The organism is Kitasatospora sp. NPDC002543 (assembly GCF_053594915.1).
This window is the reverse complement of the sequence record NZ_JBSFWR010000047.1, coordinates 32492-51946: the sequence shown is the minus strand read 5'-3', so window position 1 is coordinate 51946 and position 19455 is coordinate 32492. Positions and strand designations below refer to the sequence as shown.

The following is a 19455-nucleotide window of genomic DNA, read 5'->3' as shown; positions in this document are numbered from 1 at the left end:
CACCAGGGCGGGCGCGGACACGGCAGGCCGGGACGGCCACGTCGGGCGCAGCAGGACGGCCTGGCGGCCGACCAGGGCCGGGCCGCGGGCAGGCGCTGGCGGGCAGGGATACCACCACGGCGGGCTCGGGCACGGTGGGCAGGACAACCGCCAGGACCGCCGACTCCTAGCCGTCGTCGGCACTGACCTCGGGCGGGACACCACCAGGACAGGCACGCGCACGACGGCCACGTCGGACGCAGCGGGACAGCGGGGCGCAGCCCGGCTGTCCCGTCAGTCGTGGATCTGCCAGGCCCTCTGCGGTAGCCAGTGAGGAAGGTCGTCGAGCGCTTCGGCGGGGTAGAACACCGGCCGGGTCAGGAGGTGGTCGCCCTCCCGTTGGACGTTGATCACGACGCCGAGGGACTTCGAGGAGGGCACGCCCGCGCTCATGTAGGCGAGCTCATCGGGCCGAGTCTCGGCGCGCTCGCACATCCACTGTTCCAGCGCGGAAGGCACCCGGCCTACGAGCGCGGTGCCGTCGGCGGTGACCTGCGGCCCGCGCAACGCGTCGACCGCGATACCGGACAGCCGGCCGTCCCGGTAGTAAAGATGCAGGCCGAACTCCCTGCACCGGCCCTCCGAGACCCTCCACGTATTGTTGCCGCGCCCGCCGACCCACGTACGGTGCTCGCTATCCCCGGTGACACCGAGCAGGGCCTGCGTCACCTCGTCAGCGCCCATCCCGAAGCGCAACGGCCCCACCGCCGCGAACGGCTCCAGCGCCCACTGCACGCGCTCCTCGTCCGGCCGGACATGCCACCATCCCATAAACATGATCAACACTCTGCCCGTCACCACCGACAAGGCGGGGCGCAGCAGGGCCGAACGGCCCGGACGGCAGGCCGCCGAACACACCACCAGGAGAAGGCCGGCCCCGACAGCGGCCCGGACCAGCACGGATACCTGCAGCTCCAGACGGTGCCCCAGGACAGCCAGCACCTGCAGGCCGTCGGTAGGCTGACGGCATGGCAGGCCTACTACGGTTCGGCGCGCTGCTGGCGCGCCTGACGGGCCACCGGGCGCTCGACTCCGCCACGCTTGCGTCAGCGGCCGGCATCGACCCTGCAGAGCTGCAAGCCGTGCTCGGCGGGCAACCGCCGACCGGACGGCTCTTGGGAGACCTCGGACCAGCACTCGGCCTGCACGCCGCCGACCTGTTCGTTCTCGCCGGACAACCGGTGCCCGACGACCTGACACCGACCACCCGGAACCCGAACTGGTCGATCAGCGCCGTCGTCTACAACACGATGGTCATGCCCGCCGAGAACCGGCGACCGCTGCTGGACGCGATCCGGGCGCAGCCCCTGGTGCGGCGTGAGGGGCGTGGTGGGGTCGACCGGCCGCACCACCGGTACGAGCCGGGCTTCGGCGCGGTGCTCCTGGAGCTCGCTCACAGCCGGAACCTCACCTGGACGTCCACGGTCAGGGCCCTGTACGCGGTCACCGACGGACGGATCTACCTGTCACCGTCCACCATCGGCGGGATCGGCCGCGGCGCCGTGGAAGCGACCCCCGAGCTGGTAGCCGGCTTCGCCGGAGTGGTCGGTATCCCCGCCCCCGACCTCGCAGCGCTCGGCGGCATCCGCCTGCCCGACGACCTGCCACCCCTCCACACCCGGGCCACGGACCTGGCCACGGTCATCTGGGAAACCCGACGCCTGACCACCGCCCAGCTCCAGGACATCGAACTCACCTCCCGCCACCTCGCCGGCCGCGGACCCACCTCCCCCACCAGGACGGCCTGACGGCCAGCCGACCCGGGACGGGGCCCCACGGCGGCCTGACGGCCCCCACCTGTCCAGCGAGCGGCACAGCAAGGCGGGCATGACCCCGACGGCGACGCGGCCTGGACGGCGGGACGGCGACGGCACCGCGGCAAGGCGAGCAGACGGCGCAGCCCGGCCGGAACGACCCGTACGGGGCGGGGCCCAGCGGCTCCACCCCCGGACGAAACCGAACACCAACCCCCGCCACCACCCCGCCAACCACAATCCCAACCCAAATTCAGACCACCGCAGGCAGCGAATCCATAAAAGCAGCAGCACCGAATACCCGGCGGAATTCACCCCGAAAACAAGACCAACAACACCGAGCCCACCCACCGAACAGGACGACCCGACCCCCGACCCCACCCAACACCACACACAGTCACCAAACCAGCCACCCGACAGCACCTCCAGGACACCTCGACCCGCCCAACCAAAGGTCCAGACAACCCAGCATTTGGGGCCGTTCCACACCCCACAACACAACAGGTCACACCCAGCGGCCCCTCGCCGGGTAGAGCTTGGCGTGCACCACGCGGTCCTCCCACCACGGATCGTCCGGAGTGGAGACCAACGCGGCCACCAGCTCGCGCCTGGTCGGGACAGGCAGCACCAGCGGGCCCAAGTCCTTCGCGGCGCGGTCCTGTACGCACTCGGGGCACTCCAACGGATCCGGGCCGGCCTTCTCCCGCAGCTCCAGCCCCGCGCCCTCCTTCCCCCCGATCGAGCCCCGGCACGTCCAGCACGGGCGCAGCGCAGCGTTGGTCGCGCGGACCGGACGAAGCGGCAGCGCCCCGCAGGATTGGTGTTGTCGGAGGAGGGGCTAAGCCACAGGAGAGCCAGCCACCGCTCCGCGCGCGATGCGGGCGCGGCCGTCTGGCGACAGGACAACGAGGTAGTGCCGGTCCGTGTCCTCGACACGGGCCAGTGTGATGGAGGTTTTGGCCGCTGCGAGCGCCTCGGCGGCCGGGCCGGCCGCCTCCGTCATCCGGTCGATCCGCGAGTGGAAGCGGGTGAGGTCCTTTGCCGGGCCGGTGATCCAGATCGCGATCCGCGCACCCCGGCGCAGCGCGGCGAGCAGGTCCGTACGCAGCGGCCCGTCTTCGGCTTCCTGGAGAAGCAGGTCGTGCAGGCGTTCCTGCCCGCATGGCTGGGACGGCGCCCCCTCGGCCAGCGCTCGACACTTGCGGCACGAGGCCAATGCCCGCGGCTGGAAGTGGTGCAGGAAGAGCTTCAGGTACCGGCCGCGGATCCCGCACAGGGTACGGCCCGCTCCCCCGGCGTGCTCGACACCGGGCACGCCTTCGACCTCGACCGCAGGGAACTCGGCCGGCTCACGTGCGGTCGCGAACGACCACGTCCCGCCCGAGGCGTCGAAATCAGGAGTGTCGACCATGCCAAGCAGCATGCCACGCCGAACAGCTCGCCTCCCACGCGAGGGCGCGGGGCAGCCGCACGACCCACATGCCGCGCTCCTCGACGAGGTGCAGGTTCGTCCAGGGCGGAGACCAGCGCAGCCACCAGCTCACGCTTGGACGGGACCGGCAGCATCAGCGGGCCCAAGTCCTTCACGGCGCGGGCCTGCACGCACGTCGAGCACTCGATGGCCTCATCCCCCGCCAGGTGGACTTGTCCCGGAAGGCGCCACGGAGAAGGGGCAGTTGATGGAGGCTTGCGGCAGGCTTCGAGACGAGGAGAATGCCGATGCAGACGGACCACGCGCACGACCACAGTCGGGACGGGGTACGGAGGTTCTCGGTCCCGCTCGACGACGCTGAGAAGCGGGCGGACGCTGCCGCGGTGGCCTCGCTGTACGACGCGGCGATCGACGACTGCCATGAGTGCCTGCGGGAGCTGCTGGGACGCGTCGCCCGTGACGCGGCGGCCACCGCCTGCCTAGCAGGCTGGGTGTGCCTGATCATGAGCGAGACCTACGGCGGGTTCCCGGACGAACTTCTGGAGTACAACGGTCCCGACTCCGCCGCGTTCAACCGCATGGCGAAGGTCTACCAGCAGGTGTTCGGCCACCCGACCGACGTCGTCTACGGAACCTGCGAGCAGCTGACCGTGGAGGAGCGCGGCACAGCGTGCGTCTGGGCACTCGGGCTTCTGCTCGCACCCGACCCATACGAGGCCGGCCTGCCAGCGCCGGAGGACTGCTGCCCGGACTGCGCCGGTAACGAGGACGGCGACATCCTCGTCATCACCGACGACGGGATCACGCGCATCCCGGGGACCCCCGCCTAACCACCTGCCACTGATCGACCAGCGAACACGCCGGCGCCTCGACCAGCTCCCGCTTCGTCGGGGCGAGCGGCAGCGGGCCCATCTCCTCCACCTGCCGATCGGCCGCGCACTGCGGGCACTCCAACTGGTCAGGGCCGGCCTTCTCCGCAGCTCCAGCTCCGAGCCAGCCTTCTCACCGATCGAACCCTGGCACGTCCAGCACAGCCGCAGCGCGGCGTTGGTCGGGTCTGTCCAGTGAACGGTGTAACTCGGTTGGGTTGAGTTAGCGGAGGCCGGCGGAGAGTCGGCCGTCGAAGGTGATCTCGAAGGCGTTCAGCGCGGCCTTCCAGCGGGTCATCCAGCGTTTGCGGCCGTCACCGGTCGGGTCGAGAGACATGACCGCCATGTAGACGCACTTCAGGGCCGCCTGCTCGTTCGGGAAGTGCCCGCGCGAGCGGACGGCCTTGCGGATGCGGGCGTTCACGGACTCGATTGCGTTCGTGGTGCAGATGACCCGGCGGACCTCGATGTCGAAGCTCAGGAACGGCACGAACTCGGCCCAGGCGTTCTCCCAGAGCCGCACGATCGCCGGATACTTCCTGCCCCAGGCCTCGCTGAACTCGACGAACCGCTCCAGGGCGGCGTCCTCGGTCGGCGCGGTGTAGACGGGCTTGAGGGCCTTGGAGATCTTGTCCCAGTCCTGACGGGCCGCGTAGCGGAACGAGGCCCGGATCAGGTGGACGATGCAGGTCTGGGTGACGGCCTGCGGCCAGACCGTGCCGATGGCATCGGGCAGGCCCTTGAGGCCGTCGCAGACGACCATGCAGACGTCCGCGACGCCGCGGTTCTTTATCTCGGTCAGGACGTGCAGCCAGTACTTCGCGCCCTCGCCGCCGTCGCCGGCCCACAGCCCGAGGATCTCCCTCGTGCCTTCGACCGTGACCGCGAGCGCCACGTAGATCGGCCGGTTGGCGACCTGGCCGTCGCGGAGCTTCACGTGGACGCAGTCGATGAAGACCACCGGATAGACCGGGTCGAGGGGGCGGTTCTGCCACTCGGCCATGCCCTCGATCACCTGGTCGGTGATGGTGGAGATGGTCTGCTTGGAGACCTCGGCGCCGTAGACCTCGGCCAGGTGCGCGGAGATCTCGCCGTGCGTCAGGCCGCGGGCGGACAGCGAGAGCACCATCTCGTCCACCCCGGACAGGCGCCGCTGCCGCTTGCGGACCAGCTGCGGCTCGAACGAGCCCTCCCGATCCCGTGGAACGTCGATCTCGACTGGGCCGACCTCGGTCAGCACGGTCTTCGACCGCGTGCCGTTGCGGGAGTTCCCGCTGCCGGTCCCGGCCGGATCGTGTTTCTCGTAGCCGAGGCGGTCCGTCATCTCGCCCTCGAGCGCGGACTCCAGGATTTTCTTCGTCAGCTGCTGGAGCAGGCCTCCGGCGCCGGTGAGCTGCAGCCCGCTCGCACGGGCCCGGTCGACGAGTTGGCCGATCAGCTGGTCGTCCAAGGCGTCCGGCTGCAACTCCGCCGGCCGCACGGCCTCCACGGCCTCGGCCGAGACGGTCACTTCCTTCATCAGGTGCTACTTCCTTGATCGGGAGTTACACCGTTCTTTGTACAGACCCCCGCCAGGCAGATTTCGACCGTGACGAGGTAGCTCGCGGGGTTGCGGACGAGGCCGTTCTGAATCTTGGTCCGGGGGCGCCATTCTTCGACGTGGCCGCCCCACCGTGCTTCCGCTTCCTCCGCGCTGAGGCCGAACGGCTTGCCGATCCGGTCCCGGCTGGTCCCGCGCACCCGCTCGGCGATGCAGCCATGACCGCTCCGTACGTGGCCTTCGTCAGGAAGTCCTTCGCCTGGTGCACGTGGGGCGCGAGGAGATCCGGGCCGGGTGCCGGGCGGCGTGGGGCGTGGGGCGCGAGCGCGGCACGGCCGGAGGAGGTCCGGGAGGTCGCCGTCCACCCGGCGGCCGACCCGGAGGTGCTGACCGTCGAGCACGTGGTGATCGGGACGGTCGTCGGCACCGGCAAGCCGTTCGCCCGCCCGGGCCTGCTGGTGACGCGCGCCCGACGCGGGCTCCTCGTACACGTCCGGGACTACGTGGACGGCCTCGGGGTGGCCCACGCGATGGGCCGCCTCTCGACCGTGGCCGCCCGGCTGGAGGCCACGGTCGAGAGACGGAACTCCTGGTGAGGGTTACTCAGTTGTGCCATCCGTAACCGGAGACGCCTGCCGACCGCCCGGAGTCGGTTTGAATGCGCGTCTGTCCCATGGCGTGGAGCCACAGCCCGGTCGCGTTGTTCTGGTAGGCCCAGCCCGGCACATTCAAGTAGGCCGACCACTGCTGGTTGGCGCCGCCGTTGCAGGGCAGGGTGTAGACGTTTCCGTACTCGTTGCTGTCCAGGCACCGACCGGTCGCCACGTTGACCAGGCGTCCGGTGCTGCCGGCCGTGCTGCCGCCGTCCCAGGACCACCGCTGATAGGCGCCGCCGTTGCAGTAGATGACGTAGACGTCGCCGTTGTCGTTGCTGTCGAGGCACGCCCCGGTGCCTTCGTTGACGAGGTTGTAGACCCCGCTGGCCGACGCGCTGCCGGCCAGTCCGAGCGTGAGGCCCGCAGCCATCGTGATGGCGCTGACCGCAAGTCGCAGCTTCTTCATGACACCCTTTCGAGTCGATCTTCGAGCTCTTGGTGAGCAGAGCCTGGCCGAGGGTGATTTACGCGGCGTCAACGATCGATGTACGCGCCTTCGATGACGGGCGGCAGACGCTCAGGGGGAGCCGACCGGGCAGTGGCCGGGGAGGCAGAAGGTGGCGACCAGGGACTGCTGGGCGTCGCGCAGCGGGGTGGGCCAGTTGGCCTCGGGGCCGGCGACGAGGGACGAGGAGGGCGTAGACCTGGCCGTCCGGGGCGGTGACCAGCTGGTCGACGGTGTGCCGCACGCCCTTCCCCGCCAGGTCGTACGAGTACTCCAGAACCGCGCCGCCGCCCGGGGTCCGGGCGACAAGCCGGGGGCGAGTGGCGCCGTCGGGCCGGGCGGACCGCCCTGGGCCAGTCGGCGGCGGCGCACAGGCCGTTGGGCAGCCCCGCGATCGCGGCGACGGTGCCGCCGTCCAGGCGGTGGTGTTCCACCAGCGCGGCGACACCGGCGCGGACCACCGCCAGGTCCCGGCTGCGCCCCAGCCGGACGGCAACCTCCTGCGGGTCCAGGCCGTCGAGTCTGCGGCAACCACCCGCACCGCCTCCGCCAGCCGCACCGGACGCGTGCCGGGATCGCCGCCTCCGGCCGTGGCGGTCCTGGCAGCGCCCTGACCAGGCGGGAAACCGCAGCTCCTGATGTCACGTAACATTTTTCCGCCTGGATGTAAACGGTCTGGCGTTGCCGTTCGTCTGCTGGTCATGAAGCGTCAGGTAACCCAACTGCTCGGCTGGACCCCGGCGGTGCCGTTCGTGGCGCTGGGCGCCCACCAGTCGTCGTGGATCGTGCTGGCCCTGGTCGGGGTCCTGGGGGTGGCGGTGCGGCAGCTGGCCGAGTGGCAGCGCCGGCGCACCCTGGTCGCGTTGGTCGAGCGGTCGCCGCTGGGCACCGTCGTGGAACAGGAGAGCGGGATGGGCGGGCCCGGCATGCGGGTCCGGGTCGGCACCGGGCCGACCAGGGGAACGGACGCGGACGAGACCCAGGGAGCCAAGTGACGACACAGGAGAACCGGCGGATCCCGGCGGACGTCGCCGACGCCGTCACCGCGCTGTACCGCGCCGCATACCGCGACGTGCTGCGCAGTACCACGGTGCTGGCCGGTGCGGCGGACGCCCCCGACCTCGTCCAGTACGCCTTCCAGCAGGCCGCGCTGAAATGGGACGAGGTGGGCTCCCGCTCGCCAGACGGCCAGAAGGCGTGGCTCAGGACAGTGAGCCGCAACCGGTTCATCGACGACCTGCGCCGCGACGTCCGCTTCGACGACCTGCACTTCAAGGTGTGCGAGCACTACACCGCCGCCCCGCACGACCCGGCGGACGTCACCGTGGCCCGGGACGCGCTCGAACGCTGCTGGGCGGTGATCTCCGCCATGCCCGAAGCCCAACGCGCGGTCGCCGTCCTGGCCTGGCGCGAGGGCCTGGACCCGGCGGAGATCGCCCGCAGCCTCGGCATCTCACCCGCCACCGTGCGGGTCCAGCTCCACAAGGCCCGCCGGCGGCTCACCAGCGAGATCGGGAACCACCTCCCCTTCGCCCGGCCCGACGCCGCCAAGGGCACCGCACAGAAGAGGAGGGCATCATGACCACCTGGCAGCACTCCACCGACCACACCGACCCTTTGTCGGACCTGCTCCGGCGCGTCGAGCAGGCCGTACCGCCGCCGAGCGAGGCCGACGTCCAGCGGGAACTCGACCGGCTCACCGCCTGGATGAACGAGCCCACGCAGCACGCCGCCACACCCCCGCCAGCGGACGACGCTCCGTTCCTGACCGTCGCGGAAGCCGCCGTCGTCATGCAAGTGACGAAGATGACCGTGTACCGCCTGGTCCACGCCGGCGACCTGCCGTCCATCCGGACCGGCCGGTCCTTCCGCATCCCCAGCCAGGCCCTACTCGACTACCTCAACGCCCCCGGCATCACCCGAGCCCGCGCCTGAACGGCCCCCGCCGACCGATCGCCCCCGGCCCACGGACGGGGCGATTCCCCATCCAGGGAGGCGGGCGAGGAGCTCAAGCCCGAGCAGGTCGCGCCCGCGGTCGAGCACGATGTCGCACAGCTTCTGTTCGAGCCAGGAGTCCACCGGGTCGTAGCCGTTGCGCTCGAACCAGGCCCGAAGCTTGGCGGGTACCAGGTCCGCCACGGCGTCGCGCCCCTGGGCTTGGTGCTCGGTGATGCAGCGCAGCTGGGCGGTGATGGCGCCGGCGAGTGCGTCGTCCTCACCGACGGCCAGGCGGGCGTAGACGGTGAAGCCGGGGGGCGGGTCCAGGAAGAGGACGTCACCGTTCCGGGTCCCTCCCCCGCCCACCGTCCACCCAGCCCACCAGGCGCCGCCGGGATTCGGCCCCCGTGGTTGATGACTGCGCCCGATGGCGCCCAGCCAGCCGCTGACCGTAAAGCTATCCCCGCGCGCGAAGCCGACCACCTCCACCGCGAACAGAGCCGGTCGAGTGGGGAGCCATCCCGCACGTACGAGGCCGACAACACCACAGCCCAGCTGGTGAACGGTGGTCCAACCGGCCCCACGTCTACGGGGATGGTCCCCAGCCGGCGCTGCCGCCGCCGATACACGCGGTGTCGGCCTCGCGCACAGCGACCCAAGCGACCGGACGGCTGACCCCACGAGCGCGGGGCCGACGATCGCCCCGCCGGGGCCGATTCGCAACTGCCGTTGCCGACTCCGCTACCAGGCCGAGCCGTTGCTGATCGATGAAGGAGACGACGGTGTCCGCTGACCTGCCGTGGGGTCTTTTGCAGCACATCCCGGAGGAGAACCCGACCGTCGCCAGCGCGCTGGAATCGTGGCGTCGTGGGGGTCCGGCCGCTCGCCGCCGACGGTGAACAGCCGCAGGACGCCCGGGTACGGTCGGACGAGGATGCCGTCCTCCTCGTACCAGCGGACCGTGCCGTCGAGGTGCCGGGCCGACGCGAGCCGGGCCGGCCTGCAGCTCCAGCCCGTGGCCGCGGCGGCGCGCAGGTGGGCGGCGACCTCGTCGGGAGCGTGAGCCGGGGCAGCGGGGTCGTAGCCCTCGCGCAGGCCGAGCGCGACGAGCACTCCGCCGACCGGTTCCGCGGCTGCCGGCATCCAGCCAGTGGCCGCGACGAGCAGGCCGGCGGCGGCCTCGCACTTCCCGAGGTCCGTGTTCCGTGGGTACGCCTCGGGTCCCGGTGCGGCACAAGCGCGGTCACCAGGTCGCCGCCGACGCCCGGGATGGCGGCCGCCACCGGCCAGGTCCGCGCCAGCACGGTGAGGGCCGCACGGACCCGGTCGGCCGGGACGGCCGGCAGCAACAGCGTCCGTGTCCACGCCCGGGGCGCGGACACGACCTCCCGGTAGGGCGTCGTCACGCGGCCACCGTTGCGGGAGGGCCGGGCAGGCCCGGCGCGGCGGGTCCGCCGTCCGCGTCGGCGGCGGCGATCGCGGGGTCGAGGTCCGCGGCGCAGGTCACCACAGCGGTGTAGATCTGAGCGGTGGTCACCAGGTCCAGCGGCACCTCGCCCCGCGTCCGCTGGATCCGCACCGTCTCGGCGACGTGGCGCAGCAGTGCGATGACGTGGGCGGCGGGCACCACCAGCTCGCCGTCGTGCCGGTACAGCACGAGCGGGAACCGGCCGCGAAGGCCTCGCCCATGGTGTCGATGTTCTGGTCGTCGGTGCTGGTCACGGCTGATCTTCCTCCTGGTCAGATGGGTTGGACACCTTGTGAGTCGGGTCCAGCGTTCGGGGCAGCGCGGACTGCCCCGCGCACATGAAGGAGGGTGGCGTCACCGGTGACGCCAGCTCTTGCGGGACGTGGGTGACGGCTGCTCACCTGATCTTGCCTGCTGCTTCGGGGGCAGCCGCTACAGGAGGGAGCGCAGGTCAGCGGCCTGCCAGCGGGTGGGGCCGGGTCAGGACCGGCGCCACCAGGCCCGGCGGCGCTTGGCCTCGGCGGCGGCCCGCTCACACTCCACGGGGTCGGAAATCGCGCCGGGGTCCAGGACCAGTACTGGCGGGGAAGCGGGGGTGTCCGCGGCGGGTGGGGTGCATCCGGTGCGGGTGTGGCCGGGCCAGGTACGGCGCCACCAGTGCACCGTCCGCTCGGCCGGCTCCCGGCCGGAGCGGGCCGGGTCGTTGTCACGGACCCTGGTGCGGAACAGCTCGCGGTAGGCAGTTGAACTTCGCGGCGACGTCGGCCGGGGCCATGGTGGAACGGTCGACCTCGACCAGCGGCCGCGCGGAAGCGCCAGCGAACGGCGTCCGCGGTGAGACAGGTTCCTAGCGACGCAGGAAGGTCCCGCCGTCGATCACCCAGAAGCTGGCCGGAACCGCGCCGCACTTGACGACTTCGGAGTGCATCTGGGGGTTGGTTCGGTTCCAGCCGACCCGGCGCTGGCGCTGCTCGTCGGTCGGGTAGAAAGTCAGGCCGGCCTCGGGGTGCTGGCCCTCCTCGAAGAGGTACGGCTCGCCCCCGAGCGGGGTGACCACGGTCTGCGAGATGGGCCCGGTCACGGTGACGGCGCCGTTCCTGTCGACGGTCAGGCAGTCGACGTCGAACTCGGCCCGGGTGGTGCCGGTCTTCTCGAACACGTGCTGCACCACGACGTGCCCCCGGGTGTGGCCGTCGACCGTACGGGCGCTGACCCGCGCGGTGAGCCGCTCGCCCGGGTTGGGGCCCGGCCCGTGCTCGTTGAGCAGGGTCCAGCTGTACAGCACAAGGTGCTGGGCCGGTACGGGGGCGGCCGCGGCGGTGCCGACCGCCCCGGCCGCGAGGGCCACGGTCGCAGTGGTGAGCGCGATGGCGGTGGTGAGCTTTCGCATGGTCAATCCTCGCTGGAAAGAAGGGAATCGGGCTTCTCACGATTGCCTCCACCCTTCCAGCTCACCTCCGGTTGCGGCCTCCGCCGCAGGGAGGGGCCAGCTCCCCCCAGCGGGGGAACCGCTCTTCCTCCGCCCGACTCGCCGAGTGGCGTGTCACCGCGCGGCATGGCGTATCGCGTCCAGGACGGCGGCGATGCCCGCTGCCGGGCCCGGAGCCGGGGCGGCGCAGCAGCGGCCGGGGCGAAGACCCAAGCGACCGGAACGGACGCAGCAGCGGCTCGGCGGCGCGGCGACCGGGTGCCGGCGCGGCCGGAGGGCGGGCCGCCGGGCTCGGCCAGGACCGGGCCCGGCGGCCGCGGCGGCGGCCCGGAGCCTGGCGGTCGGAAGGAAGGATATCGAACGAGGCGCGCGGGAGTCGGAAGGTGGCGGGGCGGCACGGAGCCCGACCCCCTCGGGCGAGGGGGCCGGGCCGTGCGGTGCGGTGCGGCAGGGCTACGCGCAGGTCACCTTGCCCGCCGGGTCGGCGGTGCAGGAGAGCGTGAAGGTGCCGTTGTTCGGGTCGCTCGCGACCGGGCTGGCCGACACGCGGGTCATGGTCAGCGGGTAGCTGGTGCCCGGGGTCAGCGCGCCGACGCTGAAGGAGATCAGCGGGGTGGTCCGGTGGTGACCGGAGGCGAGGGCCCCGGTGTCACAGGTCAGCACCCGGTTCGCCGTGTCGATCGTGCAGGCGGACGGGGAGGTCGGGGTGCCGAAGGCCTCCGGGTAGCTGAGCTGATAGCGGACCTCGGTGGCGTCGCTGCGGCCCCCGTTCACCACCGTCGGGTGCACCTGGATGGTGCCGCCGACGGTGGCCTGCGAGGTCCGCAGGTCGAGGATCGGGTTGGTGGCCGGCGCGGGGTTCGACAGCGGCGAGGCGGGGCCCTGGCCGCGCGCGTTCACCGCGGTGACCTGCACCTGGGCGCCGTCCGCCTCGATCTGCGCGATCCGGTCGGCCGGGACGGCCAGCGAGGTCGCCGTGCCAGGTACGGTGGCGAGCACCGTCTCGGCGCCGGCCGGGTCGCCCGGGTCGTTCACCACGGTCACGACGTACTCCAGGATCGGGCTGCCGCCGTCGCCGGCCGCGGTCCAGCTGACGGTGGTGCCGTCCGCGCTGACCACCGGCTGCTTGGGCGCGGCCGGGAGGCTGGCACCGTGGTGGACCGCCGCCTGGAGGGTGGCGGGCGCGCAGCCGGCCGAGCCGGCCGTGGTGGCGGTGATCACGTCGACGTAGTTGTGGCTGGGGAGCGGGTGCGGCGGGCTGTAGAGGCCGGTCTGGTCGACACGGCCGAGCGAGCCGGACGCCATGGACCAGGTGACCGCCTGGGTGCTGTCGCAGCCCGCCGGCCAGGTCACGTGGTACTGATGGGTGGCCGTCAGCGCGGTGCCGGAGGCCGGTGTCCGGTCGTCCGCCGGTGCGAGCCCGCCCTTCGCCGCTGCGTCCGACGGCGCCGAGGCGGCCAACGCCGATCCGCCGGACAGGGACGGTCCGGGGAACGGGCCGGGCGCCTGGTACAGGTCGAAGGTCTTGTTGAACACGACGTCGCCGAAGGCGAACTTCGTCAGTTTGACGTCCAGGAGGAAGAACGCCGACACCTTCAGGGGCGCCTTCACCGTCAGCCATGGATTGGCCGAGGTGTCCGCGGTCACCTCGATGGCGGGCGTGATCTCCACCTCCGGGCCGACCACCCCGTAGATCAGGACCTTGAACGACACCGGGAAGGCGAAGGTGACCTTGGCGGCCGCGTTCAGCGTGTAGTCGAACTTGGTGACCGCGTCCTTGGTCAGGTCCTCCGTCTGGCTGTTCCCGCTGTAGTCGCGGAAGACCCGGCCGCCCATGGTCCGCTCGTAGGAGGCCGAGAAGGAGAACCTGATCGAGCCGTCGATCGAGGTCTGGGTGTAGACCGTGAGCTCGGGGCAGAACGCGATCCCGTACACGAACAGGCAGCTCTGCGGCTTGATGGTGACAAGGGCCTCGCGCTGCGACTCGTGCTTGTAGGCGATGCCGAACTCGCCGTTGATCGACGCCTTCGCGGTGGCCGTCGCGGAGAAGTCGTAGGTGAAGGTCGGCAGGGTGTACCAGGAGCCGTTGGGGTCCTGCTTGAAGTCGACGGCGGCCGCCCAGTTGGTGCTCAGGCTCAGGGCCGCGGTCAGCTTGGCGGTGACCGTGGCGCCGCCCAGCTTCTCCTTCGTCTTCGGGTCGTCGTTGATCTTCTCGGCCAGGTCGAGGGTGAAGGTCTTCTCCGCGCCCGGGCCACTGCCCCGGGGCGCCATCGCGGCCTGGAACTTCGGGTTGAGCGATGTGACCCGGTAGCCCTCGGAGCCGGAGGTCAGCTTGCTGCCGGTGGCGCTGAAGTCCAGGTTCTGGAAGGCCTGTTGCAGCGCGGCCTGGCTGGTGGTGAGGGTCACCGTGCCGCCCTCGGTGCTGATCTTGTCCACGACGCGCAGCAGGCCGGTGCGGATCAGCGGGTTGGCGCTCTCGCCGACCACGATGATGTTCTTGACCTTCAGACCGGTCACCTGCGCGGGCGGGTTGGTGAACGCCACGGTGCTGCCGGTGAGCTTGGTGACGGACGCCACCGACTCCTTGGACAGGAACACCGTGCCGGCCTTCAGCGTCGGCGCGGGCGCGGCCTTGGCCGGGGCGCTGGTGGCGCCGCGGTTGCCGTCCTGCTGGAGGGCGGTGACGGTGACCGCGTACTCGACGCCCGGGGCGAGCGAGAGCAGCGTGGCCTCCTTGGCGGTGCCCGACACGGTGGCCGAGACGGTCGGCTGTCCGGCGGTGGTCGCGTCGACGGTGTAGCCGGTGATGGTGTTGCCGCCGTCGTCCTGCGGCGAGTCCCAGGTCACCTTGAGCGCGGTCGGGTCGGGCTGGCTGCCGTCCGGGCCGACCGGCGGCGGTCCGGCGGACACATCCTGCGGGGCACTGGCCGCGTAGGCGGGCTTGGTGAGGACGGTGCCGTTGGAGTTGGCGCCGGTGGTCTGGCTGTCCGAGACGGCGGCCGGCCCCGTCCCGGCGGCGTTGGTCGCGCTGACCGTGACGAAGTAGTACCGGTTGCCGACCAGCCCGGTGACGGTGGTGCTCAGCACGTCACCGGCCACGGTGGTGGTCACGCTGGCGCCCGGGCCGTTCGGGGTCGCGGTGACGGTGTAGGCGGTCACCGGCGAGCCGTTGGGGTGGGCCGGGTTCCAGCTGGCGATCACCCCGGTGTCGCGTCCCAGGAGGCCGGCCAGGGTGGGGGCGAGCGGGGCCTTGGGGGTCTGCGGGCCGCCGATGAAGGCGGGGGACGTGCCGGAGACGACACCGCCCGCGGTGGTCTCGGTGGCCGTGAACGCGTAGTTGACGTCATTAGCCAGTCCGCTGATCTCGACCACCGGCGGGTTGGCCGGGTCCGGGCGCTGCGCCCGGCCGGTGGCAACCGGCGCGCCGGTCGCGTTGCCGGAATCGTCCAGCGCGTAGGCGGCCACGTCGACGGCGGCCACCGCCTCCTGTGCGGTGTCACCCGGGGTGACGGTCACCCGCACCGTGCCGGAGGCGAACGGCTGCACCGAGTCGATCAGCGGCGCCTGCACCGCCTGCGTGGCCCGGGCCGAGCCGCTGCCCGGCCCGGCCGGGGGTGCCGCGGCGGCCGCGCCGACCGTTCCCGCACCCAGGCCGAGCACGACCGCGGCGGCGAGCACCGCGCGTCCGCGTAAGCTCCCGGCCCGCCGTTTTCCGACATGTCCATGCCACATATTTCCCCACCCTTCTGCCCACGCACGCGAGGTCCATGGGCGCGGGCCCCGATTGGGCCCAGCGGATCGTATCGCTCCGGATAGCGGCGGAACGATGTCCAAAGCCGCTTCAACGCAATGGATTTGGCGTCTACCGCCGATCCGGTCGAAGGCGCAGGAAAGACCGTCGAATCGGTGCGCGGGCGACCGGGGAGGACCCATGTGACGGGAGAGGTAAACCCGTGCGCCGCAGCTCACCACCCGCCGTCGCCGGCCGCTCCGGCGGACGGCCGGCGACGGCGCCCGGCTCGCCACCGTCAGCTGTACGCCGCCGTCCTGACTTCCGCCTGACGGGCCGAATCCGAGTGGTCATCGCGTCACGTGCGGCGGCTGGGCCACGCCCGGGGCCGCTGGGCGCAGCGGTTCGTCGACCTGAATGTCGCGCTCAACGACCTCGGGAACATCACCCAGGTCTCGATCGCGCCGCTCGGCAACGACCTGCACGTGGTCGTCGTCGCCAACATCGGCGGCGGGCCGTGTTGGCGGATGGGTCCGTCCGAACAGCAGAGACCGCCCGGTCCTGGTGGCCCGAGCGGTCTCTGTGCGTTTCCCCGTCGGGTCCTCCGGCGCGTTTCCCCGGCCCGCTTCGCAGGCGGTGGACGTCAGGTCAGTCGCGGGTGGTCCAGCGCTGGGTGGCGCTGGTCGCGGAGGGCGCCGTGAGCGTCGCGCCCATGCCGGACTGGTTGCTGGGGGTGTCGAGGACGTAGCCGGTGTTCGGGTCGGTGATCTTCAGGCTGCCGTCGTCGTTCCGGGTGACCTGCCACTTCTGGGACGCGGACTGTGCGTCGGACGGCTTCACCGTGACGCGGTAGCTCGGGTAACCGCTGGACGTCAGGGAGAGGGAGGGGTTGCAGCCGTCGTGGATGCGCACCGTGCCGTCCGCGTTGGTGTCCAGCCGCCACTGCTGTCCGAGGTCGGACGCGCTCTTGTCGTAGATGGAGGCGTAGCTGTTGGGGAGCATCATGCAACCGGTGCCCTGGTGCGACAGCACGAGGTTGCCGCCGTTGGAGAGGTAGTGGGGCCGCCCGTCGCCGACGGGCATGGGCCCGTAGTAGATGGTGTGCTTGGCCAGCAGGTCGAGCGCCGCGCCGGTGATGGCGAGCGGCGGGACGGCGGCGGGGCGGACAGTCTTGAAGTAGTCGGCGAACGTGCCCGGCGTGCGGTCGTTCAGCGCCTTGAGGGTGCCCTGCCAGCCGCCGTCGACTTGCCGCCACAGGTCGAGCAGTGAACCGGAGATGTTGCCGGAGACCGTGTCCCCGGTGTCCCAGCCGCTGCCGTAGGTGAATTCGGTGCTGCTTCCGCTCGACCACACGTAGCGGTTGTCGCCGAGCAAGTAGGCAGAGACGGCGTCGGCGAAGCCCTCGACCCACGCGCAGGGGCGGCCCGCGCTCGACCAGATGTAGTGCGAGGCACAGACGCTGTCGGGCGGCCAGGCGCCGTTGAAGAGGCGGTGCATCAGGAAGTGGCCGCCCTCGTGCAGGACGGTGTGCTCCGAGTCGGGGTCGGCGTCGGAGAGGTAGATGGTGTTGTTGAGGTCGTACACCGGGCCCCCGCCCGCGCCGGGGCCCCAGACGACGGAGAGCTCGGTGCAGGAGCCGCTGTTCGGCTCGTGGGCGCTCCAGCAGGAGCTGACCGGGTTGTTGCGGCCCCACCACAGGAGGTTGAGGGTGTCGAGGACGTGCCAGGCCCGGGAGGTCTGGGCCGGGGGCTTGATGACGCCGAGGGAGGCGCTCGCGGAGAGGTTCTGCTGGACCGGCGAGTCCACGGTGTACAGGGAACCCTGGGACAGGACCTTCCACATCCTGGTGCTCTCGGAGTAGAACCGCACCCACATGCTGTTCATCGTCGTGGTGGTCGTGGGGGTGTAGCAGAGGTTGAAACCTCCGTCGGACACGGCGGTGAGGCCGTAGACGCCGAGCGCGTGCGGGGTGTCGGCGGCCTTCTCCCGTCCCCACAGCTCGACGTTGGCGTTGCGGACGGGCTTGGTCCGGGTGGGCTTGCCCGAGCCCTCCTCCGCGTTCTGGTAGTCGTACTGGAAACTGCCGCTCAGGCAGATCGGGCTCGCGGCGACCGCCGCCGAGGCGGGGGCCGCCGCGAGTGGGACGACGGCGAGCACGGCGAGCATGGCCGTGCCGACGGCGGCGAACCGGCGAGCCAGTCGTGTGCGCGGGGATATGCCCATCAAGGTCCTCTCGGTGGTGTCGCCGGGCACCGCGGAGGCGCTCGGCAACGGTCAGTGACGGTTCGCGTGCCCATGGTCGGTGCACGGTTCGGCTTGCGGCAGGGCGTACGGAAGCGGACACAGCACGCGTCCACCACGCCCGCGCCGGTGCGTGGGGCAGAGCGCGACCGGTGAAGAAAACTCCTGCGGGCGGGTGACGGCTTGCGCTGTCACCCGAACCGATCAGGAATCTACACAGCTCATTCACGATGGGAATGCGATACTCCACCTTTCTCCACTTGAGATCGCAAACCGTCAAGCTTTGATCGATTTTGATCGTTCATCAGGTGTGGCGCTGGTCAACGTCTCCTGCCTGACTCACCGTCTGAACGGACATCCCGGGCGGTGACGGCCCCCCGGCCAGTGGCCCTGACCTCGCCACCCATCACCTGCGCGGGAATTCCGCGGAGTCGACTTCTGGCGCACGTCGAAGCTCAGACGCGGCCGTCGTGACCAGCGGCCGCGGGGCGAAACTCACCGGCCCCAGGCATGCCTTTCCTGGTCTGGGGCGTTCTACCATGCTGTCCCCGCCGGGGCGAGGAGTCGGGAGGCGGCCCGAACGAGGGAAGCGGGAAGGACGTCTGCCAGCTCCGGGCCGGGAGAGCGGGGCCGAGCCGGGGGGCGCAGCAGCACAACGGCGGCCGGACGACGAGCAGCACCGCGGCCGAGGCCGGGACGGTCAGGGTCCTCCCCCGCGCGGCGCCGGGACCACCGGGGCGTCACGCAGGCCGGCGTTGCGTCACCACCCGCTGGTGAAGCGGCCGTCCGGCGCGGCCGGCGCCGTGCCGAACCGGGGCCGGGGCCGGGGCCGGGACGAGGGAGAGTTCGTAGGTGGTGATCGCCTCCGTGAGCCGTTCGGCGGTGACCTTCTGGCCGGCTTCCTCGATCGAGCCGACGGCCCGGCACCACAAGCGCGGACGGCCGCCCCGCACGCAGTCCTAGGTGCTGCCGCGATCCACCAAGTGGGACCTGCGTCCTGCTCGACCCGATCAGCCGGGACCGAACAAGGGCCGTCCGCACCCCGCGGGAAGGCGGGTCAGCCGGTGACGGTCTCGGCGTGCCGGTGGAGGGCGTCCAGGAGCGCGGTCTGGTGGTCGGTCAGCTTTCCTTCGGTGCGGGCCTTGTCCTGCTTGCGCAGCCAGGTGCCGGGCCGGAACGTCGGGTCGTCGCCGAGGCCGGTGCGGTTCGCGGGGCCGTCGAGGGTGCCGCCGGCAGCGAGGTAGGCGAGCAGGCGGCGGTAGGAGCGGTTCCAGTCCGGCTCCAGGCGCCACAGCCCGTCGATCGCGTCGAGCCTGGCCACCTGGTCCGCGGTGAGGCCCGCGGCCTTGCGCTGGCGGCGCATCCACGCACCCACCGCGTAGCCGTCCAGCTTCGCGGTCGCCGGGATCGCCAGGTGACCGTGCTGATGGTGGAACGCGGCGGCGTAGGCGGCCCCGCACTCCCAGGCGTTGGCGTTCTTCGACCAGATCATCCCGAGGGCTCCAGCTCGCTGACGCGGGCGGCGTCGAGCAGGCCCTGGTGGGCCTCGTCGATGATCACGAGGTCCCGCTGGGCAAGGCCCCAACCCTGGTGGGCCTGGACGATGCGCTCCAGCGAGGCGTACGCGGCTTACACGGTGGCCGGCTCGCTGGCCTTCTCCTTGGCGAGCAGGTCGGCGATCCGCGGGGCCTGGGTGGTCACCCGGGCGTGGACGCGGCCGCCGGCCTCCGCGCTCTCCAGCGCCTCCTCCCGCGAACAGGCCGCGACGACGGTGGCGCGGCCGGGGGCCCGGCCGGGGGCCGCGGTCTCCCTCAGTGTCCACGGGCCGGCGCCGCGGGGCTGAGCCGAGGCGGTGTCGCCCGACCAGTCCCCACGGCGCGGATCCGACGGGCGGGGTTCGTAGTGTGCCCGGGT

At 71.7% G+C, this 19455-nt stretch carries 19 protein-coding genes; 7 read left to right on the top strand and 12 right to left on the bottom strand.

Going from position 1 to position 19455, the window contains the following annotated elements; genetic code table 11:
• Positions 1 to 273: 273 nt before the first annotated feature.
• Complete coding sequence (locus ACWD4P_RS20925; protein WP_449780558.1) at positions 274 to 981, bottom strand: hypothetical protein; 708 nt, start codon at positions 979 to 981, stop codon at positions 274 to 276.
• Positions 982 to 1007: 26 nt separating this feature from the next.
• Between ACWD4P_RS20925 and ACWD4P_RS20920 the strand changes: the two genes are divergently transcribed.
• Positions 1008 to 1787, top strand: coding sequence for a hypothetical protein (locus ACWD4P_RS20920; protein ID WP_449780557.1), 780 nt, complete (start codon positions 1008 to 1010; stop codon positions 1785 to 1787).
• 511 nt (positions 1788 to 2298) lie between these two features.
• Here the strand turns inward: ACWD4P_RS20920 and ACWD4P_RS20915 are convergent.
• Positions 2299 to 2421 (bottom strand): hypothetical protein, encoded by a 123-nt coding sequence (locus ACWD4P_RS20915; RefSeq protein ID WP_359821002.1) that lies wholly within the window; start codon positions 2419 to 2421, stop codon positions 2299 to 2301.
• 210 nt (positions 2422 to 2631) lie between these two features.
• Complete coding sequence (locus ACWD4P_RS20910) at positions 2632 to 3204, bottom strand: hypothetical protein (protein WP_449780556.1); 573 nt, start codon at positions 3202 to 3204, stop codon at positions 2632 to 2634.
• A 308-nt stretch (positions 3205 to 3512) separates the two neighbouring features.
• Between ACWD4P_RS20910 and ACWD4P_RS20905 the strand changes: the two genes are divergently transcribed.
• Positions 3513 to 4055 (top strand): hypothetical protein, encoded by a 543-nt coding sequence (locus ACWD4P_RS20905; RefSeq protein WP_449780555.1) that lies wholly within the window; start codon positions 3513 to 3515, stop codon positions 4053 to 4055.
• Positions 4056 to 4317: 262 nt separating this feature from the next.
• On the opposite strand, the gene ACWD4P_RS20900 is transcribed toward ACWD4P_RS20905, so the two are convergent.
• On the bottom strand, positions 4318 to 5604 hold the full coding sequence (locus tag ACWD4P_RS20900; RefSeq protein WP_449780565.1) for an IS256 family transposase: 1287 nt from the start codon (positions 5602 to 5604) through the stop codon (positions 4318 to 4320).
• A gap of 248 nt (positions 5605 to 5852) precedes the next feature.
• Here ACWD4P_RS20900 and ACWD4P_RS20895 point away from each other — a divergent pair, with 248 nt between their 5' ends.
• Positions 5853 to 6230, top strand: a complete 378-nt coding sequence (locus ACWD4P_RS20895) for a nuclear transport factor 2 family protein (protein WP_449780554.1) — start codon at positions 5853 to 5855, stop codon at positions 6228 to 6230.
• 7 nt (positions 6231 to 6237) lie between these two features.
• Here the strand turns inward: ACWD4P_RS20895 and ACWD4P_RS20890 are convergent, their stop codons facing one another.
• Positions 6238 to 6696 (bottom strand): RICIN domain-containing protein, encoded by a 459-nt coding sequence (locus ACWD4P_RS20890; protein WP_359825097.1) that lies wholly within the window; start codon positions 6694 to 6696, stop codon positions 6238 to 6240.
• Positions 6697 to 7436: 740 nt separating this feature from the next.
• Here ACWD4P_RS20890 and ACWD4P_RS20885 point away from each other — a divergent pair.
• The 3 genes from ACWD4P_RS20885 to ACWD4P_RS20875 all read left to right on the top strand — a co-directional run bounded on the left by ACWD4P_RS20885 (position 7437) and on the right by ACWD4P_RS20875 (position 8670).
• The gene (locus tag ACWD4P_RS20885; RefSeq protein ID WP_359825100.1) at positions 7437 to 7730 is read left to right on the top strand and encodes a hypothetical protein; all 294 of its coding nucleotides are present in this window, start codon (positions 7437 to 7439) and stop codon (positions 7728 to 7730) included.
• A complete protein-coding gene (locus ACWD4P_RS20880) occupies positions 7727 to 8317 on the top strand; it encodes an RNA polymerase sigma factor (RefSeq protein ID WP_359825102.1) in 591 nt (196 codons plus the stop codon). Before ACWD4P_RS20885 ends, ACWD4P_RS20880 begins: the two co-directional genes overlap by 4 nt.
• Before the next feature lie 125 nt (positions 8318 to 8442).
• A complete protein-coding gene (locus ACWD4P_RS20875) occupies positions 8443 to 8670 on the top strand; it encodes a helix-turn-helix domain-containing protein (protein ID WP_359825141.1) in 228 nt (75 codons plus the stop codon).
• Here the strand turns inward: ACWD4P_RS20875 and ACWD4P_RS20870 are convergent.
• From ACWD4P_RS20870 to ACWD4P_RS20840, 7 genes are all read right to left on the bottom strand, one after another.
• Positions 8623 to 9039: a hypothetical protein gene (locus ACWD4P_RS20870; RefSeq protein WP_449780553.1), complete on the bottom strand. Its 417-nt coding sequence runs from the start codon at positions 9037 to 9039 to the stop codon at positions 8623 to 8625. The two genes, ACWD4P_RS20875 and ACWD4P_RS20870, sit on opposite strands and share 48 nt — an antisense overlap.
• A gap of 375 nt (positions 9040 to 9414) precedes the next feature.
• Entirely contained in the window at positions 9415 to 9816 is a 402-nt protein-coding gene (locus ACWD4P_RS20865; RefSeq protein ID WP_449780552.1) for a hypothetical protein, read from the bottom strand.
• A gap of 259 nt (positions 9817 to 10075) precedes the next feature.
• Complete coding sequence (locus tag ACWD4P_RS20860; protein WP_449780551.1) at positions 10076 to 10330, bottom strand: hypothetical protein; 255 nt, start codon at positions 10328 to 10330, stop codon at positions 10076 to 10078.
• A gap of 658 nt (positions 10331 to 10988) precedes the next feature.
• A complete protein-coding gene (locus ACWD4P_RS20855) occupies positions 10989 to 11531 on the bottom strand; it encodes a hypothetical protein (protein ID WP_359825112.1) in 543 nt (180 codons plus the stop codon).
• Positions 11532 to 12023: 492 nt separating this feature from the next.
• On the bottom strand, positions 12024 to 15248 hold the full coding sequence (locus ACWD4P_RS20850) for a fibronectin type III domain-containing protein (protein ID WP_449780550.1): 3225 nt from the start codon (positions 15246 to 15248) through the stop codon (positions 12024 to 12026).
• A 700-nt stretch (positions 15249 to 15948) separates the two neighbouring features.
• Positions 15949 to 17523, bottom strand: coding sequence for an RICIN domain-containing protein (locus ACWD4P_RS20845; RefSeq protein ID WP_449780549.1), 1575 nt, complete (start codon positions 17521 to 17523; stop codon positions 15949 to 15951).
• 1075 nt (positions 17524 to 18598) lie between these two features.
• Positions 18599 to 19033, bottom strand: a complete 435-nt coding sequence (locus ACWD4P_RS20840) for a helicase associated domain-containing protein (RefSeq protein ID WP_449780548.1) — start codon at positions 19031 to 19033, stop codon at positions 18599 to 18601.
• Positions 19034 to 19144: 111 nt separating this feature from the next.
• Here ACWD4P_RS20840 and ACWD4P_RS20835 point away from each other — a divergent pair, with 111 nt between their 5' ends.
• Positions 19145 to 19384 carry a hypothetical protein gene (locus ACWD4P_RS20835; protein ID WP_449780547.1) on the top strand — a complete coding sequence of 80 codons (240 nt, stop codon included), beginning with the start codon at positions 19145 to 19147 and terminating at the stop codon, positions 19382 to 19384.
• Positions 19385 to 19455: the final 71 nt, after the last annotated feature.

Bases quoted from the DNA above. Each gene is read 5' to 3' on its own strand.
- ACWD4P_RS20905 (WP_449780555.1), top strand. From the start codon at position 3,513: ATGCAGACGGACCACGCGCACGACCACAGTCGGGACGGGGTACGGAGG.
- ACWD4P_RS20835 (WP_449780547.1), top strand. From the start codon at position 19,145: ATGCGCTCCAGCGAGGCGTACGCGGCTTACACGGTGGCCGGCTCGCTG.
- ACWD4P_RS20890 (WP_359825097.1), bottom strand. From the start codon at position 6,696: ATGAAGAAGCTGCGACTTGCGGTCAGCGCCATCACGATGGCTGCGGGC.
- ACWD4P_RS20885 (WP_359825100.1), top strand. From the start codon at position 7,437: ATGAAGCGTCAGGTAACCCAACTGCTCGGCTGGACCCCGGCGGTGCCG.
- ACWD4P_RS20840 (WP_449780548.1), bottom strand. From the start codon at position 19,033: ATGATCTGGTCGAAGAACGCCAACGCCTGGGAGTGCGGGGCCGCCTAC.
- ACWD4P_RS20855 (WP_359825112.1), bottom strand. From the start codon at position 11,531: ATGCGAAAGCTCACCACCGCCATCGCGCTCACCACTGCGACCGTGGCC.
- ACWD4P_RS20910 (WP_449780556.1), bottom strand. From the start codon at position 3,204: ATGGTCGACACTCCTGATTTCGACGCCTCGGGCGGGACGTGGTCGTTC.
- ACWD4P_RS20845 (WP_449780549.1), bottom strand. From the start codon at position 17,523: ATGGGCATATCCCCGCGCACACGACTGGCTCGCCGGTTCGCCGCCGTC.
- ACWD4P_RS20865 (WP_449780552.1), bottom strand. From the start codon at position 9,816: ATGCCGGCAGCCGCGGAACCGGTCGGCGGAGTGCTCGTCGCGCTCGGC.
- ACWD4P_RS20875 (WP_359825141.1), top strand. From the start codon at position 8,443: ATGAACGAGCCCACGCAGCACGCCGCCACACCCCCGCCAGCGGACGAC.
- ACWD4P_RS20895 (WP_449780554.1), top strand. From the start codon at position 5,853: ATGACCGCTCCGTACGTGGCCTTCGTCAGGAAGTCCTTCGCCTGGTGC.
- ACWD4P_RS20920 (WP_449780557.1), top strand. From the start codon at position 1,008: ATGGCAGGCCTACTACGGTTCGGCGCGCTGCTGGCGCGCCTGACGGGC.